Here is a 23,222-nt window from a genome sequence, read left to right as displayed (position 1 = left end):
GAATAGTCCACTCGCATTCATGTCGAGTGGACTATTCGTGGTATATATCAAATGACTGAGATCAGACTGCTCTGCATATAAAATTTTATGGAGCCATTTCCAAAAACTTAGCAGTCGGATTTTTTTCTATAGCCGTACGCATGGCATACTCATTTTCGAACAAGGCGACATAATTGCCTTTCTTATCTTTCACCAGCGTAGAGTTGATACGGAACTTGCTCGGATCAATCTGCTCATCCACAATCCAGCGAGCAAATTGGAACGGCATACGCTGAAGCTGTACATCTACCCCATATTCACCCTTCATGCGGTATTCAAATACTTCAAATTGCAGTTGGCCGACTACGCCTAGAAGCGTATCATCGAAGCTTACCGTACGGAACACCTGAATCATACCTTCTTCAGTCAACTGGTCGATACCTTTCAGATACTGCTTGTGCTTTAAAGCATTCTTTACAGTAACCTTGGCAAAAATCTCAGGTGAAAAGGTTGGCAGTTCATCAAATACAACCTCGCCACCTTGACTCAGTGAATCGCCAATGCGGAAAATACCTGGGTCAAACAAGCCTATAATATCCCCAGGGAATGCTTCTTCGACAATATCACGGTCCTGTGCCAAGAACTGCTGTGGTTGGGACAGCTTAATCTCCTTACCCATTCGAACATGTTTAACACTCATCCCGCGTTGGAACTTACCAGACACAATACGCAAAAATGCAATACGGTCACGGTGAGCCGGGTTCATATTGGCCTGAATTTTAAATACATAGCCAGTAAACTTCTCGTTCGTTGGCTGAATTTCCCCAACTGTACTGCGGCGCGGTTCTGGCTTAGGCGCAAGCTGGAGGAAGTTTTCCAAAAATGTTTGCACGCCAAAATTGTTAATCGCACTGCCAAAGAATATAGGCGTCAATTCTCCACGCTGTACTTTTTCCATATCAAAAGGGTCACCTGCGACATCAAGCAACTCTAAATCCTGGCATAATTGGTCGTGCAAATATTCGCCCGCCATCTCGCGAATAATCGGATCATTGTAACCTTCCACTTTTTGTACCTTGATCGTGGAATGGTCATCTCCCTGAAACAACTCAACCTGATTTTTGACACGATCATAAACACCGCACAGATCACGCCCAGTACCAATTGGCCAGTTCATCGGCACCGAACGGATACCAAGCACCTGTTCCAGCTCCTCCATCAGATCAAAGGGACTGCGACCCTCACGGTCCAGCTTATTAATGAAGGTGAATATCGGTATTCCGCGCTTCGCACAAACCTGGAACAGCTTGATCGTTTGCGCTTCCACACCTTTCGCTACGTCAATCAGCATGACCGCACTATCTGCAGCTGTTAATGTGCGGTACGTGTCTTCACTAAAATCCTGGTGACCCGGGGTATCCAGAATATTAACACGATGCCCATTATAATCAAATTGCATTACTGAGGATGTTACCGAAATCCCCCGCTGTTTTTCAATCTCCATCCAGTCACTCGTCGCATGCTTGCTGGCTTTACGAGCTTTGACTGTACCTGCAAGACGAATAGCGCCCCCGAACAGCAGCAACTTTTCCGTCAGTGTCGTTTTACCCGCATCCGGGTGAGAAATAATCGCAAACGTACGCCGTTTGTCGACTTCCTGTTGAAGTATATCTGTTGTTTTACTCATTTCACATATCCCTTCATGATCAAATCCATTGCATTTCTGCTCAAGCTATTATAAAAAGGCTATGTTGCACGCCTATTTTCATAAGTTCATCGGCTCATTGCCGTTAGCTCCAGTATTCGGCATACTCCGTCACCATATTCATGATAAATACGATCTATTTACATGTTTTAGCCTGCCTTTAACGTATAATCAGTTGCAAACTGAAAACCTGAGACTAAGCTATTATAGCATACTCCGAACGCAAAGCATCCCCTTACATCCTGAACAGGACATAGGGGGATGCTGGACAAATCGGGATTACTGAGTGCCGCCTACTCGCCAGATGACATTATCTTCATCCTGACCGCTAACCGGCCACCACTTGTAGCCATCCTGCTCCAACAGCTTGTGAGCACCATCAGGTCCCCATGAGCCTGCAGCATAGGTTTCCAGTGTATCCGGGGTCTGCTGCCATGCTTTGGCGATTCGATCAACGAATCCCCACGCTGTAGCCACCTCATCCCACCGCGTGAAGTACGTCGAATCACCCTCGATCGCATCCATCAGCAACCGTTCATAAGCTTCCGGTGAGTTGATCCCCACCATACAGCTTTGGCAAAAATCCATCGCCAGCGGCTCAATATCTGACTCCGAACCAGGCTTCTTGGCATTGATTTTAATGTAAATGCCCTCCATTGGATTAACCCGAATGACGAGCAAGTTGGGTTCGAGCTTATGCTTTTGACCGAGATATACATTGGTCGGCATACTCTTAAATTCCACAACGATCTCCGTAGTTTTTACAGGGAGGCGTTTGCCCGTACGAATGTAGAACGGTACGCCAGCCCAACGGAAGTTATCAACAAACACGCGTGAAGCAAAATAAGTCTCTGTATTCGATTGTGGATCAACCTTGTCTTCTTGACGATATCCTGGCAACTGCTGACCGCGATAACTGCCCTCAGTATATTGACCACGTACCACGTTGGTCTTCACATCCTCAGATGATCCAAAAGGTCGTAGTGAACGCAGCACTTTTACCTTTTCATCGCGGATATCCTCTGGCAACAAACGACTAGGTGGCTCCATCGCGATCATCGTAAGCATTTGCAGCATATGGTTTTGTCCCATATCACGCAAGGCACCGGAATGATCATAATAACCTCCGCGTTCCTCTACCCCTACCGTTTCACTCAGCGTAATTTGCACATTGGCAATATGCTTGTTATTCCATAGTGGTTCAAAAAAAGCGTTAGCGAAGCGGATCACCTCGATATTTTGTACCATTTCCTTACCAAGATAGTGATCAATCCGATAAATTTCTTCTTCGGCAAATACTTCACGTATTTCAATGTTCAGTTCTTGTGCAGATTCGAGGTTGTAGCCGAAAGGCTTCTCTATAACCAGACGATTCCAGCCCTTGCCGTCCAACATGCCGCCCTCTTTCAAGCTCTTCGACACACTTCCGAATAATTCAGGAGCCAAGGCCAAATAAAACAACCGATTTCCCGGTATGTTAAACTTACCTTCTATAGCCTCCGTCTGCTGTCTCAGCTCATGAAACCCATCGACATTGTTGATATCCAGCGATTTATATTCAAAATGCTCGGCAAATGCCTGCCATTCTTGATCATTTTCTGCTTTATAGCGACTAAACTCCTGTATGGAAGCGTACAGGTCATTACGGAATTCTGCTTCTGTGCGAGGACGTCTTGCTACACCAATAACAGCAAAATCTTCAGCAAGCTTGCCTTCGCGGTACAAGCTGTAGATAGCAGGAAATAACTTACGGCGAGCCAAATCGCCCGTAGCACCAAAAATAAACAGAACTGCACCTTGTGTCACAAGAGATTCTTTAACAGGTATGTCAGCCATGAAGTACCTCATTCTTCCCATGTCAAGATTCCGCAATCCACAATCCTCGAAATCCGCATGTAGTATTGTGTATATTTATACAAGATCATACTTGATTTTCGAAAAACATGGAACTAAAGATTTGATGACATTTTAACATATTCCACATGGATAAGCTATCCGATGAATCATAAATTTACCTTATAAGTCAGTATTCAATCGTGATAAGCGGAAAACCAAGTGTTATGCGTTTATCCTGCTGCTCCTTATTTTCATGTACAGCCATCTGCATCTGAACTTGATGCTCACCACTTTGAACCATTAATGGCAGGTCTGGAGCTTCATAAGATACGGCTACTGTGTTTACATCTGTGTATCTTTCTTTAGCCTGCATAGAGATGGTCCCCGCTAAGCTCGCTTCTGTTTGTTTCATCAGTTGATCCACGCTTTCCTTTGCTTGCAGCGAACGCTGAACGGAGGTGTTCCACTGCGCTTGCACCCCTATAGAATTTAATTGCTCAGCACAAAGCTTATGAAGCTGAATCAATTGCTCACGTCCTGTATCACTGCTTTCCAGCTGAACGACTACATACCATTGTCCAGTTTGACGTTCCATCACATTTAAACGAATTTTCAAATCCTCACGATCGCGAACAGAACGATAAAGTGTGTGTCCATTTTCCACGAGTTTACTTGCTGTGGGTATATTCAGTTGATCAGCTATCTGTGCCGCTATATCTGCCGGATCTTCATGATTAGGAATCCAATCGCCTTGCCATTTTACAACTAGCTTATCCAGTGTACCCGGGGTTTGATCCGATAGGAATAACAACGAGCGTAAAGCCGTTTCTGCCTCGCGGGAATCAGTTCCGTTGGTCTGAAGAGTTCCGTAACGCCAGCCAGCCAGTACCAACACCGTTCCTAATACCAAAATCGCAATAACTCCCTTTTTAATCATCTCTGCTTTTAACATGGACGTTCCTTCCCCTCCATAACCATACGTTCTCCGCATATCCACGATAGAATGCTTCTTTTTTCGGCTCGATTGAAATCTATGAATCTATCAATAGCATGCCCATTGCCAGAGGTTTTATACGCAGAGGAAGTCAGCACAACCGTTCAGAAATATTCATTCGCCTACTGGGTGTTCGACCATACACCGTAGGCACTATAAGAATAGACTATAATCACAACGCATCTTACACCAAAAGAGGTGAAATCATGTTTCCCATTTATCCAGTAAATGAAGCCAGTGTGGCACCTCATGGCGGACGGATGGTCTGTGCCGTCATGCGTGATGGTACACGACACATCGGCATCTTAAGCGGGTGTAGCAAAGGCAAGCTGATGTTGAACGGATATCCATCCTCCTTTCCTGGTAGTCTCTATGCCGGAAGCTACAGTAACAAAGGAAAACAAAAAGCTAAAAAAATCTCCTCTAAAAAGAAAAAAAGGAATTCCAAAAACAAAGCTCGCCCTTCTGCCAAGCTAAATGCCTTTAATAGACCGCCCGACGAACTTCTAAATCCATACTTTCCTTATAACGTAGGCGAATTTGGCTCAAACGGAAATGGAAATTATGCAAATGGCAGAGCAGGCTATCGCGGCAGATATGGATACGGGGGAGGGCTTGCACTAGATCTGGCCTTAATCGCCTTTCTATTCCTCCTTATCTAAACGCCGTATTTCAGAACACAAAAAAACCGGAGGACCATTCATCGCCTCCGGTTCTTTGTATTTGTCGTTTTATAATCTACTCTGCTAAGCCGTTCTTATAGGCATAGATTGCCGCCTGTGTGCGATCCTCTACTCCTAATTTGGCGAGAAGGTTCGTGACATGGAATTTTACCGTCTTAATCCCGATAATCAGTTCATCTGCGATATCCTGGTTAGACTTCCCTTGTGCCAACAAGCGAAGAACCTCCATCTCACGATCTGTTAGCTCTGTATGTGCGGGCGCTTCAGCCTGTGGCTGGCGGAATCGATTCATCATCTTAGAGGCCACCTGTGACTCGAGTACGGACTGTCCGCGTGCAGCTGCACGGATCGCATCCGCAATCTCGGAAGCACGAGACGTTTTGAGCAAATAACTGAATGCACCTGCCTCAATGACCGGGTACATTTTCTCATCATCCAAATAACTCGTCAGTACAATCACCTTTGTCTCTGGAAGCAGGCGTGTCACTTGGCGTGTCGTTTCAATACCATCCATGCCATCCATGACCAAATCCATTAAAATCACATTTGGCTTGTATTCTGATGCTAACCGTATGCCTTCTTCTCCGCTTCCAGCCTCGCCGACCACTTCAATCCCTTCTTCTGTCCCCAGCACTGCCGCAAGCCCGATCCGCACCATTTCATGGTCGTCTACCAGCAGTACGCTAATCGGTAATTCCGTTTCCATGATCATCGTTCCTTCCGCTTTCATCATAAATAACTGGCACAGACACCTCGATGCGTGTCCCTTTTCCCGGAGCCGTTATATACTGAATAGCTCCCCCAATTTCACTGACCCGCTCCTGCATGGTGGATAATCCATATGATGTCTGCTTTTTCTCATCCATTTCAAAACCAATACCATTATCCCGAATCGTCAGCCTAATGGAATCCGGGCGCTGCACGATACGAATTTCCATACGAGTTGCTTTGGCATGGCGCAATGTATTAGACATCGCTTCCTGAACAATGCGAAACAAGTGATTCTCAATGCCTTTAACCAACTGTACTCCGCTTTCCATCTCAAAATCAATCTCCATTGGTACTTTTGCCTGTAATTCCTGTACCAAATCACGCAAACCCTGCTCAAGCCGTTTTCCTTCCAGATAGACAGGCCGTAAATGAAGGAGTAACGCCCGCATTTCGGATTGTGCCACGGAAGACATTTCTTCAATTAAAGCAACCTGACGTTGCGCTTTATCAAAATCCTTGTCCAGCGTCCTGCCCACAGCCGTCGCTGTCATTGAAATAGCAAACAATTGCTGCGATACTGCATCATGCAACTCTCTGGCCAGCCGCTGCCGTTCCTCTACGATCGCAGTCATTCGTGCCTGTTCTGCCAGCTGAGCATTATCTGTAGATAAGCGTTGTAAAGACGTAACTTGTTCCTGCCATTTACGCCCGATTCTTTCCAACTGCTCTCCTAGCCTGCCAAGCTCATCATGCCCTAGGGGTGGCAACTCACGTGCAGGGGTGCCCTTTTCCCACATCAGCAATGTCTCTCTTAACATTTCCAGTCTGCTTTTAAAGCGATAGCTTTCATAAAATCCGTACATTGCGCCTGTACCAATCAATACCAGTATAACGGCTCCTGCTACTTTCAGTATCATTCCCCAGGTTGGGAACGACTTCACATATCCATATGTATACAGCATATAAAAGACAACTACGCCCACAACAACACACAGGAGGATACCTTCACCCATACTGCGGGTTACCATGTTGGACGTTTTTTTATGATTCATCCCGGTTCCTCCTGATTCAATAAAATCGAATGCGGACATCACCCGCCAAGTACGAAACGACAAACTTCACTTTATATTCACTCTGCTCATAATGAGGAGACTTCCACACCAGTCGGTTGAGCATCCCTGCCTCATGGTCCCGGTCGAACTGAATCTGCCCGAACAATACGAACATCTCCACCTCTACACCGTAATTATCCGGCAGCGTGATGTCAATGTCACCGAAGATCCCCTGTAAAAATATGACGGGCTCACGTTCCTCTGGAAGAGCCAGCGTCAGGTCAGCATCCACATCCCCAACCACATGCCATATACTTGTGCTGCGCAAGCTCCACGGCACTTCATCCCATTTGTGATTGGAAATGAAATTGTGTTTGAATATGGAGCTTTGACCTTTATGCAGCTTTCTGGAACGTGAATAGAACACAGCCAGCGAAGCCAATGTGATCACCACAAACAAGAACAAATGATCCAGCACCAGCAGACCAGCACCGATGGCAAGCATCGTATAGCCCTTTTTGATTTTGGAATTGCGAATCTTATATATTCCCGCCAACATTAGGATCAGTGCAAACACGGAGAGGAACCCAATCCACTGACCGAATAAAACAATAATCCCGATGCCAATCCCTGCCAGTGCCAAGGCTGATTTTCTTCTCTCCATGCTGCACCCCCTTTTTTGCTTATACAGGAAGGAAAAGCCATAGTGGCGCAATTTATCGCCATATGGCTTCCCGAACCATACAGATTGAGCACTGTTATTGGTCAGTGTCCATCTATACAGCATATCATAATGTTTGGGTTCCGAGTAGTTAGTCCTTCTTCATATCTACAGGTTTAGCACCTGTCTGAATTTTGGACTTCAATTGTTGAAGCTGCTCATCCACTTTAAATTGTTTTTCAGCTTCTGCGGGATTAACATATGCCTCTCCCGGTGCTTGACGATAAGGGGCACGCAGTACGTCAGCTTCCGCCTCCATTTGCATGATTTTTTCCTCCATGCGGTGGAAGCCCAGCGAAGCAGACCCACTTTCAATCGTGTGCAAGCTATTGATTTGCGACATTTGCTTTTTGGCTTTTGCCATTTGAGCACGGGATACCAGCTCATTACGCTTATTGCGCATTTTGTAGAATTCATCCTTCATTCCATGAAGCTGCTGTACCAGTTCTTTCGCTTGGAGCTCGGCTTGAGTGTGCAAGTCACGGTATTCATCCTGCTTTTGCACAAAATAAATCTTCTCACCCAGCAGCTTGCGGGCTACTTCTTCCTGACCATTTCGCAATGCAGATTCGGCCTGCTTTTCGCGCTCATTGGATACACGTACAGCCTCCTCCAAGCGCTGTTTCATACGACGCTCATTTGCCATTTGCTTGGCGACTGTTACCTCAGCCTCGTGAATTTCTGCCTCCATATCACGCAAGTACTGATTTAACATGATAATCGGATCTTCAACTTTATCCAACATTTCATTCACCGATGCTCTTGTCATATCCTTCATTCTTTTAAAGATTCCCATTATTTACGTTCTCCCTTCTCGAATTGCTCTACTTTTTTACGTAACTCTTCCAGTTCCTTTTTCATTGCTTTTTTCTCGATATCTTCCATCATGGAATCCAGATCACTGTTGTGTCCTGCATTAAATTTGGATGAATAGCGGGCATCCTGACCAAACGGGTTCGAGTTGCCGTATGCTCCGCCTTGATTGTAACCAGTTCCTTGTCCGTACTGTGTTCTAGTATTACTACCGCCATAATAGCGCGGATCTTGCTGGGTATAGGGACCGCTATCTGGACCGAATCCTCCATCGTAAGGAGATCTTGGTTCCTTGGAAATAACCAACGCTGCAATCACATAAATCATAAATGTGGTGCCTGCTGTAATAAAGAAACTGATCACAACCAGAATACGTATCCAAGTTGAGTCCATTCCTGTTGCGTCAGAAAGACCGCCACATACTCCAGTTAATACTCTATCCCGGCTTGATCGGTAAATTCGGGTCATAATTTACTTACTCCTTCCCGCTGTTGTTCAGCTTGCTTTTCAATCTCGCCCACTCTTGTTCGAGCAGCGATCCACCGCTGTGAGCATCCCTTGTATACTCCTCACCCCGACGCAATTCACGCAGACTCATCGTTTCTGCTTCCATATCGGCTACCCGGTCTTCCAAGCGGTTGAACATTCGGGGAACATTTCGTCCACCGTATGTACCTGCCCGTTCGTTCATTTGCTGCTGGAGTCTCAACGTTTGTACACGTGCAGCGTAATACTGACGCTTACTGTGTACCGTTTGGTATTCTGTCTTTAATGTATCCAGCTGTTGCTCCAATTCACGTAATGATTCACGGCTCTGCTCCCACAGTTCTCTATACTGCTCTTCTTTTTCTGCATACAGCATTTTTTCCTGAAGGGCTAGCTTTGCGACGTGTTCTTCATCTGCTTTCAAAGCCAGAAGCGCTTGTTCCTCCCGTTTGGCCTGCATGGACAATGCATGATCCAACTGCTGCTTCATTTGTCTTGTATGCACTGCATACTGCTGATGAAGCTTTTCCGCTTCGGCGATTTCCTGACGGGTATTATATAGAAACTGGTCAATGAGTTGTACCGGATCTTGACTTTGTTCCAAATGCTCATTGAAGGTTGCTACCGTAATATCACGCATTCTTCGAAAAACACTCATTGGCGTCTACTCCTTTCACAAGTTCGTATTTTCATCATTTCTTGCTCTTTGCTTTCGTACATTTTTCTTCATCCTCAAACTGTCACATTCAGTAGCGTCTTCTACGGTCACTCAGCATGGATACACCAAATATGATTAATCCGATTGCCAGCAGTGGTCCAATAAGCCAGGACAGCTTGCCCAGTAAAATCAGTACCCCGAGCACAAGCACGATCCAACCGAAGAGCGCATTTCCTCTTTTCACACCGTAGTACCCCAGCATAATCATCGCTATCGGAATTAAGTAACCAATCAGATGTCCTACAAAGTGACCGAAAAACGGAGTAAACTTACCGAGCAGCATAATCGAACCCAACACGATCAGTACAATGGCTAACCCATTCCCTTTGTTAACTCTCATCATCTCTCACCGCCTTTCACTGTTTCTTGCTTATGTCCTTATTGTACGCTGACCTAACGTTTGACAAAACGGACCCCAGACGGTTTTTGAACCTAGACCTAAGTCGGGGGTGAATATAGACCTGCGGCTAACCACTTCTACGCTGCTCTGCTGCAAGGGTTGTTGAGTGTCGCTTTCCTGCATGCTTAGAGCGTAGTGAAAGAACGAGGCAAGCAAATAAGGCTACCGCTGCCACCATATAAGGCAAATTAATATGAACATCAAACAGCAGTCCTGCAACTAACGGTCCAATTACATTCCCCAAGCTGGTATAGGATGAGTTCATACCCGCTACAAACCCTTGCTCATCCCCAGCCTGCCGCGATAGAGAAGTGCTTACTGCTGGGCGAAGGATATCCATAGCCAGAAAAATTATAAAAGTCGTCAGCATAATCATCACGTACTGCTCGGCAAATAAAGTTAGGAAAATAAACAGTCCTCCAATAGCCAAGCAAAGGTGAATTACTTTTTTCTCACCAAAACGGTTAATGATCCAACCAAATATAGTTGCTTGAACAACTGCCCCCAAAATAGACCCTGTCGTTATAATGATGGCAATATCCATCGGTGTAAAACCATATTTATGGTCAACAAACAGTCCAAATACCGTTTCAAAATTCGCCAATCCAAAAGCAACGACAAATACAATGAGCAAGCCCATGAAATACGGAGATTGATAGGACTTGGCAAATTGCTGTAAAAGGTTTTCTTTTTCACGCGGAAGCTCTCTATTGTACTGTTGTTTTTCCTTGCTCAAAGACTCAGGCAGCACGAACAGAGACAAAATAGCCGCTATTCCTGCAGCACCTGCCGCCGCAAAGAAGGGAATACGTATTCCATAGGCTGCAAGCAAACCGCCAATTCCTGGCCCGATTATGAAGCCTGTGTTAATCGCTGCATTAATCATGCCCATACCCTTGCCTCTTTCCTCAAATGAGGTCACATCAGCGACGTAGGCCATTATAGAGGGAGTAAGCAACGCAGCCCCTACCCCGCCCATGATTCGTGCAACAAACAAGGTAGGAACGGAACCCGCCAATCCAAAAACAAGCTCTGACAGCATGAAAATAAACATCCCAGAAACAATCAACTTTTTACGTCCATAACGGTCAGACAACTTTCCTGACAAAGGTGATAATAAAAGCTGTGTCAGCGCAAAGGCTGCAACCATTAGTCCCATTGAAGAACCGTTCATCCCTAGCTCACTTATAAATTTAGGTAAAACAGGAACGACTAATCCAATCCCCATGAATGCTAAAAAAATGTTAAGCATCAATAACAGCATTGCTCCCCGATTTCTTGTTAGTACAGACATATTTCCACCCTTCCTTTTCAGAACCCCTTTTATTTATCAGTAGTTAATTTCAGTATCCTAGCTTCAAAAACAAAAAAACCTTAATTGTTTTATTAGTTTTCATATAAAAAAATAGCCTCTTTTAATACACACATATTATTAGGCTATTTTTGTTTTTCGACTAACCCAAATAACAATATATCTACAATGGAATAAGTTGCTTCCTCTACCGTCACACTGTTATCCAGAAAGAAACGCTGATCAAGCGTTAAATTCACTGAATCAATAATTAGCTTCATGATTAGAGCCTCATTTTTGTTCACAATAATTCCTTCTCGAATACCTTCCTGAATTAATGTTCTGATCGGAGACCAATCATTTAAATCAGCATGTACTCTTTTCCATTGCTCAGGATAATACTTTTTCATCTGGTCCAATATTCTTAAATCATAAAACTTATAATACAGCGGCATAACCCTGATTGACTGCTTAATCTTTTCTAACAAAGATAATTCATTGTTTTGGATAATTTGCTCCGTCTTTTGAATCATATCATCATTTGTACGCTCAATAAGTGTCTCTAAAATAAGCGTCTTAGACGAAAAATTTTCATACAACGTACGCTTACTGATAGCAAGTCTTTTCGCAAGATCATCCATAGTAAATTTCAATCCATTCTCATGAACTTCCTCTACAAAAGCTTCCAAAATTCTTTCTTGCATATGCATTCCTCATTTCTTTTACACTTAATAAACTATAAATGTTTTTTCAGTACCACCATCCTACAACAACATCAAAGTCACAGTCAAATATACTATTTAGAAAAGAAACTATGTGAAGTTCTTATCTTCATTCATCTGACACCCGATTAATTATATAGCCGAAATTGAGAATGCAATTAATAAAAAGGGTGATAAAATGCCTTTAAGCATTTTATCACCCTTTTGTGTATACCGGCGAGAGAACTCGAACCTCCACGGTTTCCAACTCGACACCGAATTAAATCTTGATAATACCTTGTTTGACGAAGGGAAAAAAGCGCTGTTCGTCGATTTCTACCCGCAAGGTAATCTGTCGATGTACTTTGGTATTGAGCAGCGGGATCAACTTCCGTAGCTATGGTCTGCGACAGGACTAACTCAGTTGCTCAGTATCGAGGAATTTTAGAATACTTGTACAACTTCTTTAATATCATCAATTTCCTCAAGAATTGCGCGCTCAATAGCAACCTTTAACGTAATCGTAGCACTTGGGCAACCATTGCATGCTCCCAAAAATCTTAATTTTGCTATACCGTTCTCAACTTCGACCAGTTCAGCATCTCCACCGTCACGCAGTAAGAAAGGACGTAGTTTGAGAAGAACTTCCGATACTTCATCGAATAAAACTCCATTTTCATCCATTATGTCAACTCCTCCCATTGTTTTACCAACCGTCATTCAGACCTTTTTTCATCCTAGATCGTCTGAGTGATCCTTTGCTTTTTGCCTAAGAGTAACCTCTTGATCCGAAAGTTCCCTTATAAGCGTATGAATAGAATCTAAAGGTATCATCACACCACAACTTGCGCTCAATCCTGACAGCATATGGAGGCAGAATTGAAGTTTTCGTATCTCTCGGGTAATTTGAGCTAGTTCTGAATCGTCCGATTTATTTTTCTTCATTACTAGCACCTCTTTAAAGAATGATAAAGGTTTGATCTATTAAATTAATGAATCAACCGATGCTTCCTTCCATCTCAAATTGAATCAACCGATTCATTTCAACGGCATATTCCATTGGCAATTCTTTGGTAAACGGTTCAATAAAGCCCATTACAATCATTTGTGTAGCATCTTGTTCTGTAAGCCCGCGGCTCATTAAGTAAAACAATTGTTCCTCAGACACTTTGGATACTGTTGCCTCGTGCTCCAAAGTAATCTGATCGTTTTTAATTTCATTGTATGGAATCGTATCTGATGTTGACATGTTATCCAATATCAACGTATCGCACTTAATATTGGACTTAGACCCTGCGGAATCGCGGCTGAAGCTGGACAACCCTCGGTAGTTTACTTTTCCGCCCTGCTTGCTGATGGATTTGGATATAATCGTAGATGTTGTCTCGGGAGCAAGGTGTATTACCTTCGCGCCAGCATCTTGATGCTGATCTTTACCGGCTACGGCAATAGACAGGATGGACCCCTTGGCTCCCCGTCCTTTCAATAATACTGCCGGATACTTCATTGTTACCTTGGAGCCGATGTTGCCGTCCACCCATTCCATTGTGGCATTTTCTTCTACCACAGCCCTTTGGGTTACCAAGTTGTAGATATTAGGAGCCCAATTCTGAATGGTCGTGTAACGGACACGGGAATCTTTCCGGCAAATAATTTCAATAACTCCACTATGCAAAGAACTGGTACTATAAATAGGTGCTGTACATCCTTCAACATAATGGACAAAGCTGCCCTCTTCGGCAATAATTAATGTCCGCTCGAATTGACCCATATTTTCAGAATTAATACGAAAATAACCTTGTATAGGAACCTCGCAATGAACACCCTTCGGAATGTATACAAAGCTACCGCCTGACCAAACCGCACTATTAAGCGCCGCAAATTTATTGTCTGCGGGAGGGATGATCGTCCCAAAATATTGCTTAAACACTTCGGGGTATTGCTTTAATGCAGTATCCGTATCAAGGAAAATAACGCCCTGATCCTCCAGTTCTTTCCGCATGCTGTGATAAACTACTTCCGACTCATATTGAGCGGATACGCCCGCCAGGAACTTTTGCTCCGCTTCAGGGATTCCCAGCTTGTCAAAGGTTGCTTTGATCTCGGAAGGAACCTCCTCCCAGGTCTTTCCTTGTTTTTCAGAAGGGCGAACGTAATACTGGATGTCATCAAGATTTAGCCCGGTCAAATCCGCTCCCCATTCAGGCATCGGCATTTTGTAGAATTGATTCAAAGCTTTCAACCGAAAATTGAGCATCCACTCCGGCTCTTCCTTGATCCGGGAAATTTCCCGGACAATCTCTTCCGTCAGACCTTTTCCAGATTGAAAAATAGACTGGTGCTTGTCGCGAAACCCATATTTATATTCGCCCATATCTGGTGCTTTTTTAGCCATTAGTATCACTCCTTTTTAACCTTTCAAGAATCATTTTGATTTGCTATGATCTGCCGAGCTTGCTTTCCACTAAATCTTTTAGGCGACTACGAACACCTTCCAGCGGGATCTCCGAAATGACAGGAGCGAGAAATCCGAAAATAACAAGATGTTCGGCTACACTCCTTGATATCCCGCGCGACATCAGATAATAGATTTGCTCTGCATTTACTTGCCCCACGGATGCAGCATGACCCGCGGTTACATCATCCTCATCTATCAGCAGGATCGGATTGGCATCGCCGCGAGCTTTAGGACTTAGCATAAGCACGCGTTCTGTTTGCTGACCATCACAATGGGTTGCACCTTTTTCAATCTTTGTAATGCCGTTGATAATGGCCGTAGCTTCTTCAAGCATGACTGCACGCGTAATCATCTGGCTTACCGAGCTTCTGCCAAAATGCTGAGCTTGAGTTGTATAGCTCGATTTTTGATTACCCGTGCCAATAGCAATTACCTTATTGTCGGAGACCACCCCGTTGCCTTGTAGCAAAGTCTTGGTATCGCTGGCGGTATAACCATTGTTCATCTCACCGATAATCCATTCCACACCCCCATCAGCAAGAACGACCGCCCGTCGCTGGGTGAAATCTGTTGTAGTTGCAGCAAGCTGATGAACCGAAGCTACTTGCACCTTTGAGCCCGCCCCCGCGAAGACCTCCGTCACACCGTTATGCAATACCTTGACATCATCACCACTCGATACACAATTATCCACATAAGTGATCTTGCTGTTGCTCCCTGCCACAATTAAGACGTGAGGAGCAAAACACACACCGCTTGTATCGTTAAGAAAGATCGCTTGAATAGGTGCTTCAACCTCTACACCGTCTGGGACATATAGAAAAACGCCACCACTCCATAAGGCACTGTGTGCAGCAGATAAACGATGTTCTTCTGGCTTTACTGCCTGAAAGAGATAACGTTGAACCAGCTCCTCATGCTCTTTTGCCGCAGTATGCAGATCCGTTAAAATGACTCCCTGGGCGGCTAAGCTCTCGGACAATTTCGTATACACTACATCCGAGTTGAACTGAACGATTAGTCCGCCTTTCACCGGAGAAGTAACCAAACCTCGAACAACCTCCGGCGCTTCCTCCAAACTAGACCACGCATTCTCAGCTTTGTAATCTCCACTTTCGTAGATATCCCATTTTTCAAGATTGATTTTCTCCACTTTAGGCAACTCCAGCGTCCCTGCCAGTTCGAGTGCATGAACGCGGCGTTCAATCAGCCAACGAGGTTCATCCTTAGCACTTGACCATGCGCGTAAATCGTCCACATTCATTGAAACTCTAGCTTGTATATCCACGTGCTGTTCCTCCTCTCCGGCTTTTAAGCTTCCCTTACCGTCTCATCCGTAATCCCAAGTTCCTCCTTCACCCAATCGTACCCTTCAGCCTCCAAACGGTGGGCAAGCTCCGGACCGCCAGATTTAACTATCTGGCCTTGCATCATGACATGCACAAAATCCGGGGTAATATAATTCAACAGTCGTTGATAATGGGTGATGATTAAAAAGCCTCTATCCGGGCTGCGCATCTCATTTACGCCATTGGCCACAATACGCAGTGCATCAATATCAAGCCCTGAGTCCACTTCATCCAGGATCACAAACTTGGGTTCAAGTAGCATCATTTGCAAAATCTCATTCCGCTTTTTTTCACCGCCAGAGAATCCCTCATTCAAATAACGATGCACAAATTCCGGGTTCATCTCCAGCCCCTTCATTTTGCTCTCCATTTCACGGATAAAACGGATTAAGGATATCTCATCGCCTTCTTCACGCCGTGCATTGATGGCACTTCTGAGAAAATCCGAGTTGGTCACGCCAGCAATTTCACTTGGATATTGCATAGCGAGGAACAAGCCTGCCTGGGCACGCTCATCCACCTCCATCTCCAGAAGGTCTTCATTGTCCAATGTCACCTTACCGCCAGTAACCTCATATTTGGGATGGCCCATTAAAGCTGAAGCCAATGTACTTTTCCCCGTCCCATTAGGCCCCATAATCGCATGAATCTCTCCGCCATGAATCTCCAGTGTGAGCCCTTTTAAAATTTCTTTCCCTTCAATCTTGGATCTTAATTCCTCAATCTTTAATGTCGTCATTTATCATAAACTTCCCTTCGGAGTATTCTTCGGCACGCGCCACCAAATCACTCATAAATTTTCCAATAGTCTGCAGTTCAACCTCTGAATAGGATTCAATGAATTGGTAAAACCTTTCTTCTTTTTCTTTGTGCAGTTCTTTATGCAAATGATAAACGTGTCTTCCCTTATCCGTTAAACTAAAGTAAATCTCCTTACGATTGCTGTTCAGTTGACTTTTCATAATGAAGCCCATTTCCAGCAGCTTTGCACTAATTTTAGTAATACTAGCTTTGGACAACCCCATCTTCTCCACAATCCCGGTATGATTTATCGGTTCATAATCACCAATGCAATCAATAACGTGTACACTAGTAATATTGTTGGAGAGCATGTCAATCTGGTACTTTCTGGCCTGTTGCCGAAACGAGTTAATTTCTTGTTCAGTATACAGTTCATTCAGATGTAGCATTTTAATATATTGCTCGTAAAGATGACCTTTAAAATGATTTTGAAACTCCAATTTCCCAATCTCCCCTCTTTTGTAGTAGTTGCAGACCAAGTTTAGTGTCACCATTAGATTATTTTTGTTCACTAGTAAACAAAGTTATATTAACACAATTGATATTGATTATCAATATCAATTGTGTTAAATGTGATACAATTTTGGAGGCACTTTTCATCATGGGTTTGTTGTCATTGTCATCGGCCTCAGGCTGTGTTTTGACTAGGGCACGTTCTGGAAATGGTTTTGAATACCTACGTCATGGTACACCTGCCAAAGACCGGGGTCGCTATCGTAAAAGAGGACAAAGGTGGTGCTTGGCCGAGCTGTTTTAAAGCCGTATCGCCGCGTTTGAGTACGCTATCGTGAGCATGTATAGCAATGAATAATCAGTCAGTTACCTGTGTCTGGATATGTTATGAGGCCAAAGAGTATACCAAAAACTGTGGTTTTTGCTGGTGAATCCGAACAGGCGATGCTCCATTCTAGCCAGCACCGATCTGACACTGGAGATGACCTAGATCATCGAACTTTATCCGCCCAGTTCAAAATCAAATGCACCTTCTGGGCGCTAAAGCAATCCATCGGCGGATTAGCTACCACTTTTGTAGCAAATCCATTCCGAAGCTCAACTGGTATTTGAAAAAGGATCGGGTTCACCCTCTGGAGTTGTTGGAAGAGGAGAAAGTGCAACGGGACATCCGCCTAACTGTAAAGATGAGAATGGTAAATGATAACCAAAATGGATCCCTACGGGGCTTAAGATAAAAGGAACCAAGAAAAGAGCCGAAATCTTGCTTCAGGAAGCCAGAAAGAATTATCATATGGAAGGACAAGCACTCGCGGTTGAAAACGAAGATATGCTGCAAGAGTAAAAGCGACTACTCCATCCGGTAATAGCTAAAGGCTGTTCGCAGACTTTTTGCTTCAATGGCAAGAGATGATGAAAAGGACCGAACCAAGAATAAAGCCAGTCGCCATATACTGCCATTGGTGAGACACGTTCTATGAGCTTCTGATTCGTATGAAGGAATAACAGGAATCCTATCGCTTATCTTCTGACAATTCTTATTGTCTTGAATACCTGGAGTATATTTATGTAGATGTATTAGGAGTAAGCATGAAAGAAGTTCAGGAATGGTTCCGCAGCGATTATGCAACAACGGCAAATATTTATTCGCATTTGGAATACAACTCAAAGGTGTCTTCAGCTCAAGCAATAAGTGGGGTACTAAAGCTCAAATAAAAAAAGTTCATTAGAGAATGTCTCTAATGAACTTTTTTAGTTAATACCGGCGAGAGGACTCGAACCTCCACGGTTTCCCACTCGATTTTGAGTCGAGCGCGTCTGCCATTCCGCCACGCCGGCATATTTAATTATGGAGGCGCCACCCAGATTTGAACTGGGGAATAAAGCTTTTGCAGAGCTTTGCCTTACCACTTGGCTATGGCGCCAGAATATAACTAAGCGGACGACGGGAATCGAACCCGCGACCCTCGCCTTGGCAAGGCGATGCTCTACCGCTGAGCCACGTCCGCATAAGATGGCTGGGGATATAGGATTTGAACCTATGCATGACGGAGTCAAAGTCCGTTGCCTTACCGCTTGGCTAATCCCCAATAAGAAAGGGCGGCCGATGGGGCTTGAACCCACGAATGCCGGAGTCACAGTCCGGTGCGTTAACCACTTCGCCACGACCGCCACAGGAAAAGAAGTAATTGGCAGGGGCAGCAGGAATTGAACCCACACCAACGGTTTTGGAGACCGTTGTTCTACCTTTAAACTATGCCCCTATAAAACTGGTGGAGGATGATGGATTCGAACCACCGAACCCGTAAGGGAGCAGATTTACAGTCTGATGCGTTTGGCCACTTCGCTAATCCTCCAAAATGGTGCCGGCGAGAGGACTTGAACCCCCAACCTACTGATTACAAGTCAGTTGCTCTACCAATTGAGCTACACCGGCACAAAAACTATTCAATTAAAAGTGGCTCGGGACGGAATCGAACCGCCGACACGAGGATTTTCAGTCCTCTGCTCTACCGACTGAGCTACCGAGCCTCACAATAAGACTCTTTACCAAGCAATGTATTACTAATGGCGGAACTGACGGGATTCGAACCCGCGATCTCCTGCGTGACAGGCAGGCATGTTAGGCCTCTACACCACAGTTCCATAATAGATTTAAATTGGTTGCGGGGGCAGGATTTGAACCTGCGACCTTCGGGTTATGAGCCCGACGAGCTACCGAACTGCTCCACCCCGCGACAGTAATAAGTATTTACTTTTTATAATGGTGGAGGCTGAGGGGATCGAACCCCCGACCCTCTGCTTGTAAGGCAGATGCTCTCCCAGCTGAGCTAAGCCTCCTCAACGGAACACTTCTCATATTATACCACAACAAAATTTTTATTGCAACTTTTTGTGATTTTTTTTTTATGACCCGTAGGGGATTCGAACCCCTGTTACCTCCGTGAAAGGGAGGTGTCTTAACCCCTTGACCAACGGGCCATACTATAAAATAATTCTGGCGGAGAGAGAGGGATTCGAACCCTCGAGACGCTTTTGGCGCCTACACGATTTCCAATCGTGCTCCTTCGGCCAACTCGGACACCTCTCCATATGGCTCCCCGAACAGGACTCGAACCTGTGACAACTCGATTAACAGTCGAGTGCTCTACCAACTGAGCTATCAGGGAATATTAACATTTGTTTCAAGGTTACACCCTGAAAACTGGATCCGAAACTTCATTGCGTCTTATCTTTAGGATAAGCCCTCGACCGATTAGTATTGGTCAGCTCCATGCATTACTGCACTTCCACCCCCAACCTATCTACCTCGTCGTCTTCAAGGGGTCTTACTAATTGGGAAATCTCATCTTGAGGGGGGCTTCACGCTTAGATGCTTTCAGCGCTTATCCCTTCCGTACATAGCTACCCAGCGGTGCTCCTGGCGGAACAACTGGTACACCAGCGGTACGTCCATCCCGGTCCTCTCGTACTAAGGACAGCTCCTCTCAAATTTCCTACGCCCACGACAGATAGGGACCGAACTGTCTCACGACGTTCTGAACCCAGCTCGCGTACCGCTTTAATGGGCGAACAGCCCAACCCTTGGGACCTACTTCAGCCCCAGGATGCGATGAGCCGACATCGAGGTGCCAAACCTCCCCGTCGATGTGGACTCTTGGGGGAGATAAGCCTGTTATCCCCAGGGTAGCTTTTATCCGTTGAGCGATGGCCCTTCCATGCGGTACCACCGGATCACTAAGCCCGACTTTCGTCCCTGCTCGACTTGTAGGTCTCGCAGTCAAGCTCCCTTCTGCCTTTGCACTCTTCGAATGATTTCCAACCATTCTGAGGGAACCTTGGGGCGCCTCCGTTACTCTTTAGGAGGCGACCGCCCCAGTCAAACTGCCCACCTGACACTGTCCTCGTACCGGATCACGGTACCAAGTTAGAACCTAGATACGATCAGGGTGGTATCCCAAGGATGCCTCCTCTCAAGCTGGCGCTCAAGATTCAACGGCTCCCACCTATCCTGTACAGATCGTACCCAAATTCAATATCAAGCTGCAGTAAAGCTCCATGGGGTCTTTCCGTCTTGTCGCGGGTAACCTGCATCTTCACAGGTATTAAAATTTCACCGGATCTCTCGTTGAGACAGCGCCCAAGTCGTTACGCCATTCGTGCGGGTCAGAATTTACCTGACAAGGAATTTCGCTACCTTAGGACCGTTATAGTTACGGCCGCCGTTTACTGGGGCTTCGGTTCATAGCTTCGCTCTTACGAGCTTACCACTCCCCTTAACCTTCCAGCACCGGGCAGGCGTCAGCCCGTATACTTCGCCTTGCGGCTTCGCACAGACCTGTGTTTTTGCTAAACAGTCGCTTGGGCCTTTTCACTGCGGCCCCCTCGGGCTATTCACCCTACCGAGGCACCCCTTCTCCCGAAGTTACGGGGTCATTTTGCCGAGTTCCTTAACGAGAGTTCTTCCGCGCGCCTTAGAATTCTCTTCTCGCCTACCTGTGTCGGTTTGCGGTACGGGCACCTTCTCCTGGCTAGAGGCTTTTCTTGGCAGTCTGAGATCATGACCTTCGCTACTGTAATTTTCGCTCCCCATCACAGCCCAACCTTACGATGTGCGGATTTGCCTACACACCAGCCTCACTGCTTAGACGGACATCCATCAGTCCGCGTCACTACCCTACTGCGTCACCCCATCGCTCATAGCGGATTACGGTGGTACAGGAATTTCGACCTGTTGTCCTTCGACTACGCCTATCGGCCTCGCCTTAGGTCCCGACTTACCCTGAGCGGACGAACCTTCCTCAGGAACCCTTAGGCTTTCGGCGGATCTGATTCTCACAGATCTTTTCGTTACTCATACCGGCATTCTCACTTGAATGCAGTCCAGCGCTCCTTCCGGTACACCTTCAACCCGCATTCAACGCTCCCCTACCCCTGATGCAAGCATCAAGCCATAGCTTCGGTGGTGTGTTTAGCCCCGTTACATTTTCGGCGCAGAGTCACTCGACCAGTGAGCTATTACGCACTCTTTCAATGGTGGCTGCTTCTAAGCCAACATCCTGGTTGTCTGTGCAACTCCACATCCTTTCCCACTTAACACACACTTGGGGACCTTAGCTGATGGTCTGGGCTGTTTCCCTTTCGACAATGGATCTTAGCACTCACTGTCTGACTCCCGGAACTAAATCTATGGCATTCGGAGTTTGACTGAGCTTGGTAACCCTTGCGGGCCCCGCACCCAATCAGTGCTCTACCTCCACGATTCTTTTTTCCGAGGCTAGCCCTAAAGCTATTTCGGGGAGAACCAGCTATCTCCGGGTTCGATTGGAATTTCTCCGCTACCCCCACCTCATCCCCGCATTTTTCAACATGCGTGGGTTCGGGCCTCCAGTGCGTGTTACCGCACCTTCACCCTGGACAGGGGTAGATCACCCGGTTTCGGGTCTACGTCCACGTACTCATTCGCCCTATTCAGACTCGCTTTCGCTGCGGCTTCAGCTCTTCACCTTAACCTTGCACGGGAACGTAACTCGCCGGTTCATTCTACAAAAGGCACGCCATCACCCCTAAATTGGGCTCTGACTTCTTGTAAGCACACGGTTTCAGGATCTATTTCACTCCCCTTCCGGGGTGCTTTTCACCTTTCCCTCACGGTACTGCTTCACTATCGGTCGCCAGGGAGTATTTAGCCTTGGCAGATGGTCCTGCCGGATTCATACGGGGTTTCACGTGCCCCGCACTACTCGGGATCCGTCTCGGAGGGAACAAGTTTTGAACTACAGGGCTTTTACCTTCTCTGGCGGGCCTTTCCAGACCTCTTCATCTAACCGGTTCCTTTGTAACTCCATGTGAGACGTCCCACAACCCCAAGGAGCAAGCTCCTTGGTTTGGGCTAATCCGCGTTCGCTCGCCGCTACTGACGGAATCACTATTGTTTTCTCTTCCTCAGGGTACTTAGATGTTTCAGTTCCCCTGGTCTGCCTCTCACTCACCTATGAATTCAGTGAGTAGTGACTGTCGATGAAGACAGCCGGGTTTCCCCATTCGGACATCCCCGGATCAAAGCTTGCTTACAGCTCCCCGAGGCCTTATCGTTGTTCGCCACGTCCTTCGTCGGCTCCTGGCGCCTAGGCATCCTCCGTGTGCTCTTTGTAGCTTAACCTAGTATTTACATCGTAAATACGATTTGCTTTGAATTTCGGTTCAACACTCACGTGTGAATGAAACCCAAGGCAGCTACCTTTATTTCACTTGTTTACACAAGATCAGCTTAAAGGAATATTCTAAAACGCAATTTCGTTTCGGTATCCAGTTTTCAAGGTGCAATTCGCTTCGACGAAGCGAAACCCGATGAATATTTCGGTTCCACACGATGTGTGAATGAAACATTCGTCGAAACTTGAGAGTTTGAACTCTCAAAACTGAGCAACGAGTGAGTAAGTTTAGGATATCCATTTCATTCACACATATTGTGATGAAGCGAATGAATATCCGGTCGCAGGTATATACACCTACTGATTTGAATGCTTCCATTGCAGGAAACGATTCTCCATAGAAAGGAGGTGATCCAG

19 protein-coding genes, 15 tRNA genes and 2 rRNA genes (1 of these 36 cut by a window edge) are annotated in these 23,222 nt (G+C 45.7%); 2 read left to right on the top strand and 34 right to left on the bottom strand.

The annotated features are described in order from the left end of the window. Window positions 1-85: 85 nt before the first annotated feature. The 3 genes from G7035_RS13020 to G7035_RS13010 all read right to left on the bottom strand — a co-directional run bounded on the left by G7035_RS13020 (window position 86) and on the right by G7035_RS13010 (window position 4,472). On the bottom strand, window positions 86-1,666 hold the full coding sequence (locus G7035_RS13020) for a peptide chain release factor 3 (RefSeq protein WP_016819938.1): 1,581 nt from the start codon (window positions 1,664-1,666) through the stop codon (window positions 86-88). 297 nt (window positions 1,667-1,963) lie between these two features. Further along, complete coding sequence (gene zwf, locus G7035_RS13015) at window positions 1,964-3,520, bottom strand: glucose-6-phosphate dehydrogenase (RefSeq protein ID WP_019688577.1); 1,557 nt, start codon at window positions 3,518-3,520, stop codon at window positions 1,964-1,966. Window positions 3,521-3,707: 187 nt separating this feature from the next. Then, window positions 3,708-4,472: a YwmB family TATA-box binding protein gene (locus tag G7035_RS13010; RefSeq protein ID WP_019688578.1), complete on the bottom strand. Its 765-nt coding sequence runs from the start codon at window positions 4,470-4,472 to the stop codon at window positions 3,708-3,710. A 248-nt stretch (window positions 4,473-4,720) separates the two neighbouring features. Here G7035_RS13010 and G7035_RS13005 point away from each other — a divergent pair, with 248 nt between their 5' ends. Beyond that, window positions 4,721-5,176, top strand: a complete 456-nt coding sequence (locus tag G7035_RS13005) for a hypothetical protein (RefSeq protein WP_016819935.1) — start codon at window positions 4,721-4,723, stop codon at window positions 5,174-5,176. Between the two features lie 76 nt (window positions 5,177-5,252). Here G7035_RS13005 and G7035_RS13000 read toward each other — a convergent pair whose 3' ends face one another. From G7035_RS13000 to G7035_RS12935, 14 genes are all read right to left on the bottom strand, one after another. Next, window positions 5,253-5,903 (bottom strand): response regulator, encoded by a 651-nt coding sequence (locus G7035_RS13000; protein WP_013372995.1) that lies wholly within the window; start codon window positions 5,901-5,903, stop codon window positions 5,253-5,255. Further along, window positions 5,881-6,960: a sensor histidine kinase gene (locus G7035_RS12995; RefSeq protein ID WP_013372996.1), complete on the bottom strand. Its 1,080-nt coding sequence runs from the start codon at window positions 6,958-6,960 to the stop codon at window positions 5,881-5,883. Before G7035_RS12995 ends, G7035_RS13000 begins: the two co-directional genes overlap by 23 nt. 16 nt (window positions 6,961-6,976) lie before the next feature. Further along, entirely contained in the window at window positions 6,977-7,624 is a 648-nt protein-coding gene (liaF, locus tag G7035_RS12990; RefSeq protein WP_019688579.1) for a cell wall-active antibiotics response protein LiaF, read from the bottom strand. 148 nt (window positions 7,625-7,772) lie between these two features. Continuing rightward, on the bottom strand, window positions 7,773-8,477 hold the full coding sequence (locus G7035_RS12985) for a PspA/IM30 family protein (RefSeq protein WP_016819933.1): 705 nt from the start codon (window positions 8,475-8,477) through the stop codon (window positions 7,773-7,775). After that, window positions 8,477-8,962 carry a PspC domain-containing protein gene (locus tag G7035_RS12980; RefSeq protein WP_016819932.1) on the bottom strand — a complete coding sequence of 162 codons (486 nt, stop codon included), beginning with the start codon at window positions 8,960-8,962 and terminating at the stop codon, window positions 8,477-8,479. Before G7035_RS12980 ends, G7035_RS12985 begins: the two co-directional genes overlap by 1 nt. A gap of 7 nt (window positions 8,963-8,969) precedes the next feature. Continuing rightward, the gene (locus G7035_RS12975; protein ID WP_019688580.1) at window positions 8,970-9,638 is read right to left on the bottom strand and encodes a PspA/IM30 family protein; all 669 of its coding nucleotides are present in this window, start codon (window positions 9,636-9,638) and stop codon (window positions 8,970-8,972) included. 88 nt (window positions 9,639-9,726) lie between these two features. Then, window positions 9,727-10,038 (bottom strand): LiaF transmembrane domain-containing protein, encoded by a 312-nt coding sequence (locus G7035_RS12970; protein WP_017428655.1) that lies wholly within the window; start codon window positions 10,036-10,038, stop codon window positions 9,727-9,729. 127 nt (window positions 10,039-10,165) lie between these two features. Further along, a complete protein-coding gene (locus G7035_RS12965) occupies window positions 10,166-11,392 on the bottom strand; it encodes an MFS transporter (protein ID WP_019688581.1) in 1,227 nt (408 codons plus the stop codon). A gap of 143 nt (window positions 11,393-11,535) precedes the next feature. Then, window positions 11,536-12,093: a TetR/AcrR family transcriptional regulator gene (locus tag G7035_RS12960; RefSeq protein WP_016819928.1), complete on the bottom strand. Its 558-nt coding sequence runs from the start codon at window positions 12,091-12,093 to the stop codon at window positions 11,536-11,538. A gap of 441 nt (window positions 12,094-12,534) precedes the next feature. After that, a complete protein-coding gene (locus G7035_RS12955) occupies window positions 12,535-12,774 on the bottom strand; it encodes a NifU family protein (protein ID WP_013373004.1) in 240 nt (79 codons plus the stop codon). Between the two features lie 313 nt (window positions 12,775-13,087). Continuing rightward, on the bottom strand, window positions 13,088-14,485 hold the full coding sequence (sufB, locus tag G7035_RS12950; RefSeq protein WP_019688583.1) for a Fe-S cluster assembly protein SufB: 1,398 nt from the start codon (window positions 14,483-14,485) through the stop codon (window positions 13,088-13,090). 43 nt (window positions 14,486-14,528) lie between these two features. Next, window positions 14,529-15,836, bottom strand: a complete 1,308-nt coding sequence (gene sufD, locus G7035_RS12945) for a Fe-S cluster assembly protein SufD (protein WP_374984583.1) — start codon at window positions 15,834-15,836, stop codon at window positions 14,529-14,531. Between the two features lie 23 nt (window positions 15,837-15,859). Next, window positions 15,860-16,636, bottom strand: a complete 777-nt coding sequence (gene sufC, locus G7035_RS12940) for a Fe-S cluster assembly ATPase SufC (protein WP_016819924.1) — start codon at window positions 16,634-16,636, stop codon at window positions 15,860-15,862. Then, the gene (locus tag G7035_RS12935) at window positions 16,617-17,138 is read right to left on the bottom strand and encodes a MarR family transcriptional regulator (RefSeq protein ID WP_016819923.1); all 522 of its coding nucleotides are present in this window, start codon (window positions 17,136-17,138) and stop codon (window positions 16,617-16,619) included. Before G7035_RS12935 ends, sufC begins: the two co-directional genes overlap by 20 nt. A 1,102-nt stretch (window positions 17,139-18,240) precedes the next feature. Between G7035_RS12935 and G7035_RS27670 the strand changes: the two genes are divergently transcribed. After that, a complete protein-coding gene (locus G7035_RS27670) occupies window positions 18,241-18,366 on the top strand; it encodes a hypothetical protein (RefSeq protein WP_019688586.1) in 126 nt (41 codons plus the stop codon). Window positions 18,367-18,410: 44 nt separating this feature from the next. On the opposite strand, the gene G7035_RS12930 is transcribed toward G7035_RS27670, so the two are convergent. From G7035_RS12930 to G7035_RS12850, 17 genes are all read right to left on the bottom strand, one after another. Next, window positions 18,411-18,489 (bottom strand) — tRNA-Leu (locus G7035_RS12930). 11 nt (window positions 18,490-18,500) lie between these two features. Continuing rightward, window positions 18,501-18,575: transfer RNA gene (locus tag G7035_RS12925), tRNA-Cys, on the bottom strand. Between the two features lie 12 nt (window positions 18,576-18,587). Then, a tRNA-Gly gene (locus G7035_RS12920) sits at window positions 18,588-18,659 on the bottom strand. Between the two features lie 6 nt (window positions 18,660-18,665). Continuing rightward, window positions 18,666-18,740 (bottom strand) — tRNA-Gln (locus G7035_RS12915). A gap of 9 nt (window positions 18,741-18,749) precedes the next feature. After that, a tRNA-His gene (locus G7035_RS12910) sits at window positions 18,750-18,822 on the bottom strand. 18 nt (window positions 18,823-18,840) lie between these two features. Further along, a tRNA-Trp gene (locus tag G7035_RS12905) sits at window positions 18,841-18,914 on the bottom strand. 7 nt (window positions 18,915-18,921) lie between these two features. Beyond that, window positions 18,922-19,007: transfer RNA gene (locus tag G7035_RS12900), tRNA-Tyr, on the bottom strand. Window positions 19,008-19,011: 4 nt separating this feature from the next. After that, a tRNA-Thr gene (locus G7035_RS12895) sits at window positions 19,012-19,087 on the bottom strand. Between the two features lie 22 nt (window positions 19,088-19,109). Further along, window positions 19,110-19,182 (bottom strand) — tRNA-Phe (locus tag G7035_RS12890). Between the two features lie 37 nt (window positions 19,183-19,219). Further along, window positions 19,220-19,296, bottom strand: a tRNA-Asp gene (locus tag G7035_RS12885). Window positions 19,297-19,311: 15 nt separating this feature from the next. Beyond that, window positions 19,312-19,388: transfer RNA gene (locus tag G7035_RS12880), tRNA-Met, on the bottom strand. Between the two features lie 27 nt (window positions 19,389-19,415). Further along, window positions 19,416-19,491 (bottom strand) — tRNA-Val (locus G7035_RS12875). Window positions 19,492-19,560: 69 nt separating this feature from the next. Further along, a tRNA-Glu gene (locus G7035_RS12870) sits at window positions 19,561-19,632 on the bottom strand. A 17-nt stretch (window positions 19,633-19,649) separates the two neighbouring features. Continuing rightward, window positions 19,650-19,741: transfer RNA gene (locus tag G7035_RS12865), tRNA-Ser, on the bottom strand. A gap of 3 nt (window positions 19,742-19,744) precedes the next feature. Beyond that, a tRNA-Asn gene (locus tag G7035_RS12860) sits at window positions 19,745-19,820 on the bottom strand. A 66-nt stretch (window positions 19,821-19,886) separates the two neighbouring features. Beyond that, window positions 19,887-22,813: ribosomal RNA gene (locus G7035_RS12855) — 23S ribosomal RNA — on the bottom strand. A gap of 393 nt (window positions 22,814-23,206) precedes the next feature. Beyond that, a 16S ribosomal RNA gene (locus G7035_RS12850) occupies window positions 23,207-23,222 on the bottom strand; it runs 1,538 nt beyond the window's last position. Together the 16S and 23S rRNA genes with 15 tRNA genes alongside form the textbook arrangement of a ribosomal RNA operon.

This window comes from Paenibacillus polymyxa (assembly GCF_015710975.1).
Lineage (GTDB): Bacteria > Bacillota > Bacilli > Paenibacillales > Paenibacillaceae > Paenibacillus > Paenibacillus polymyxa.
Note: the sequence above shows the minus strand (reverse complement) of the source record. Positions and strands in the feature narration are given on the sequence as shown.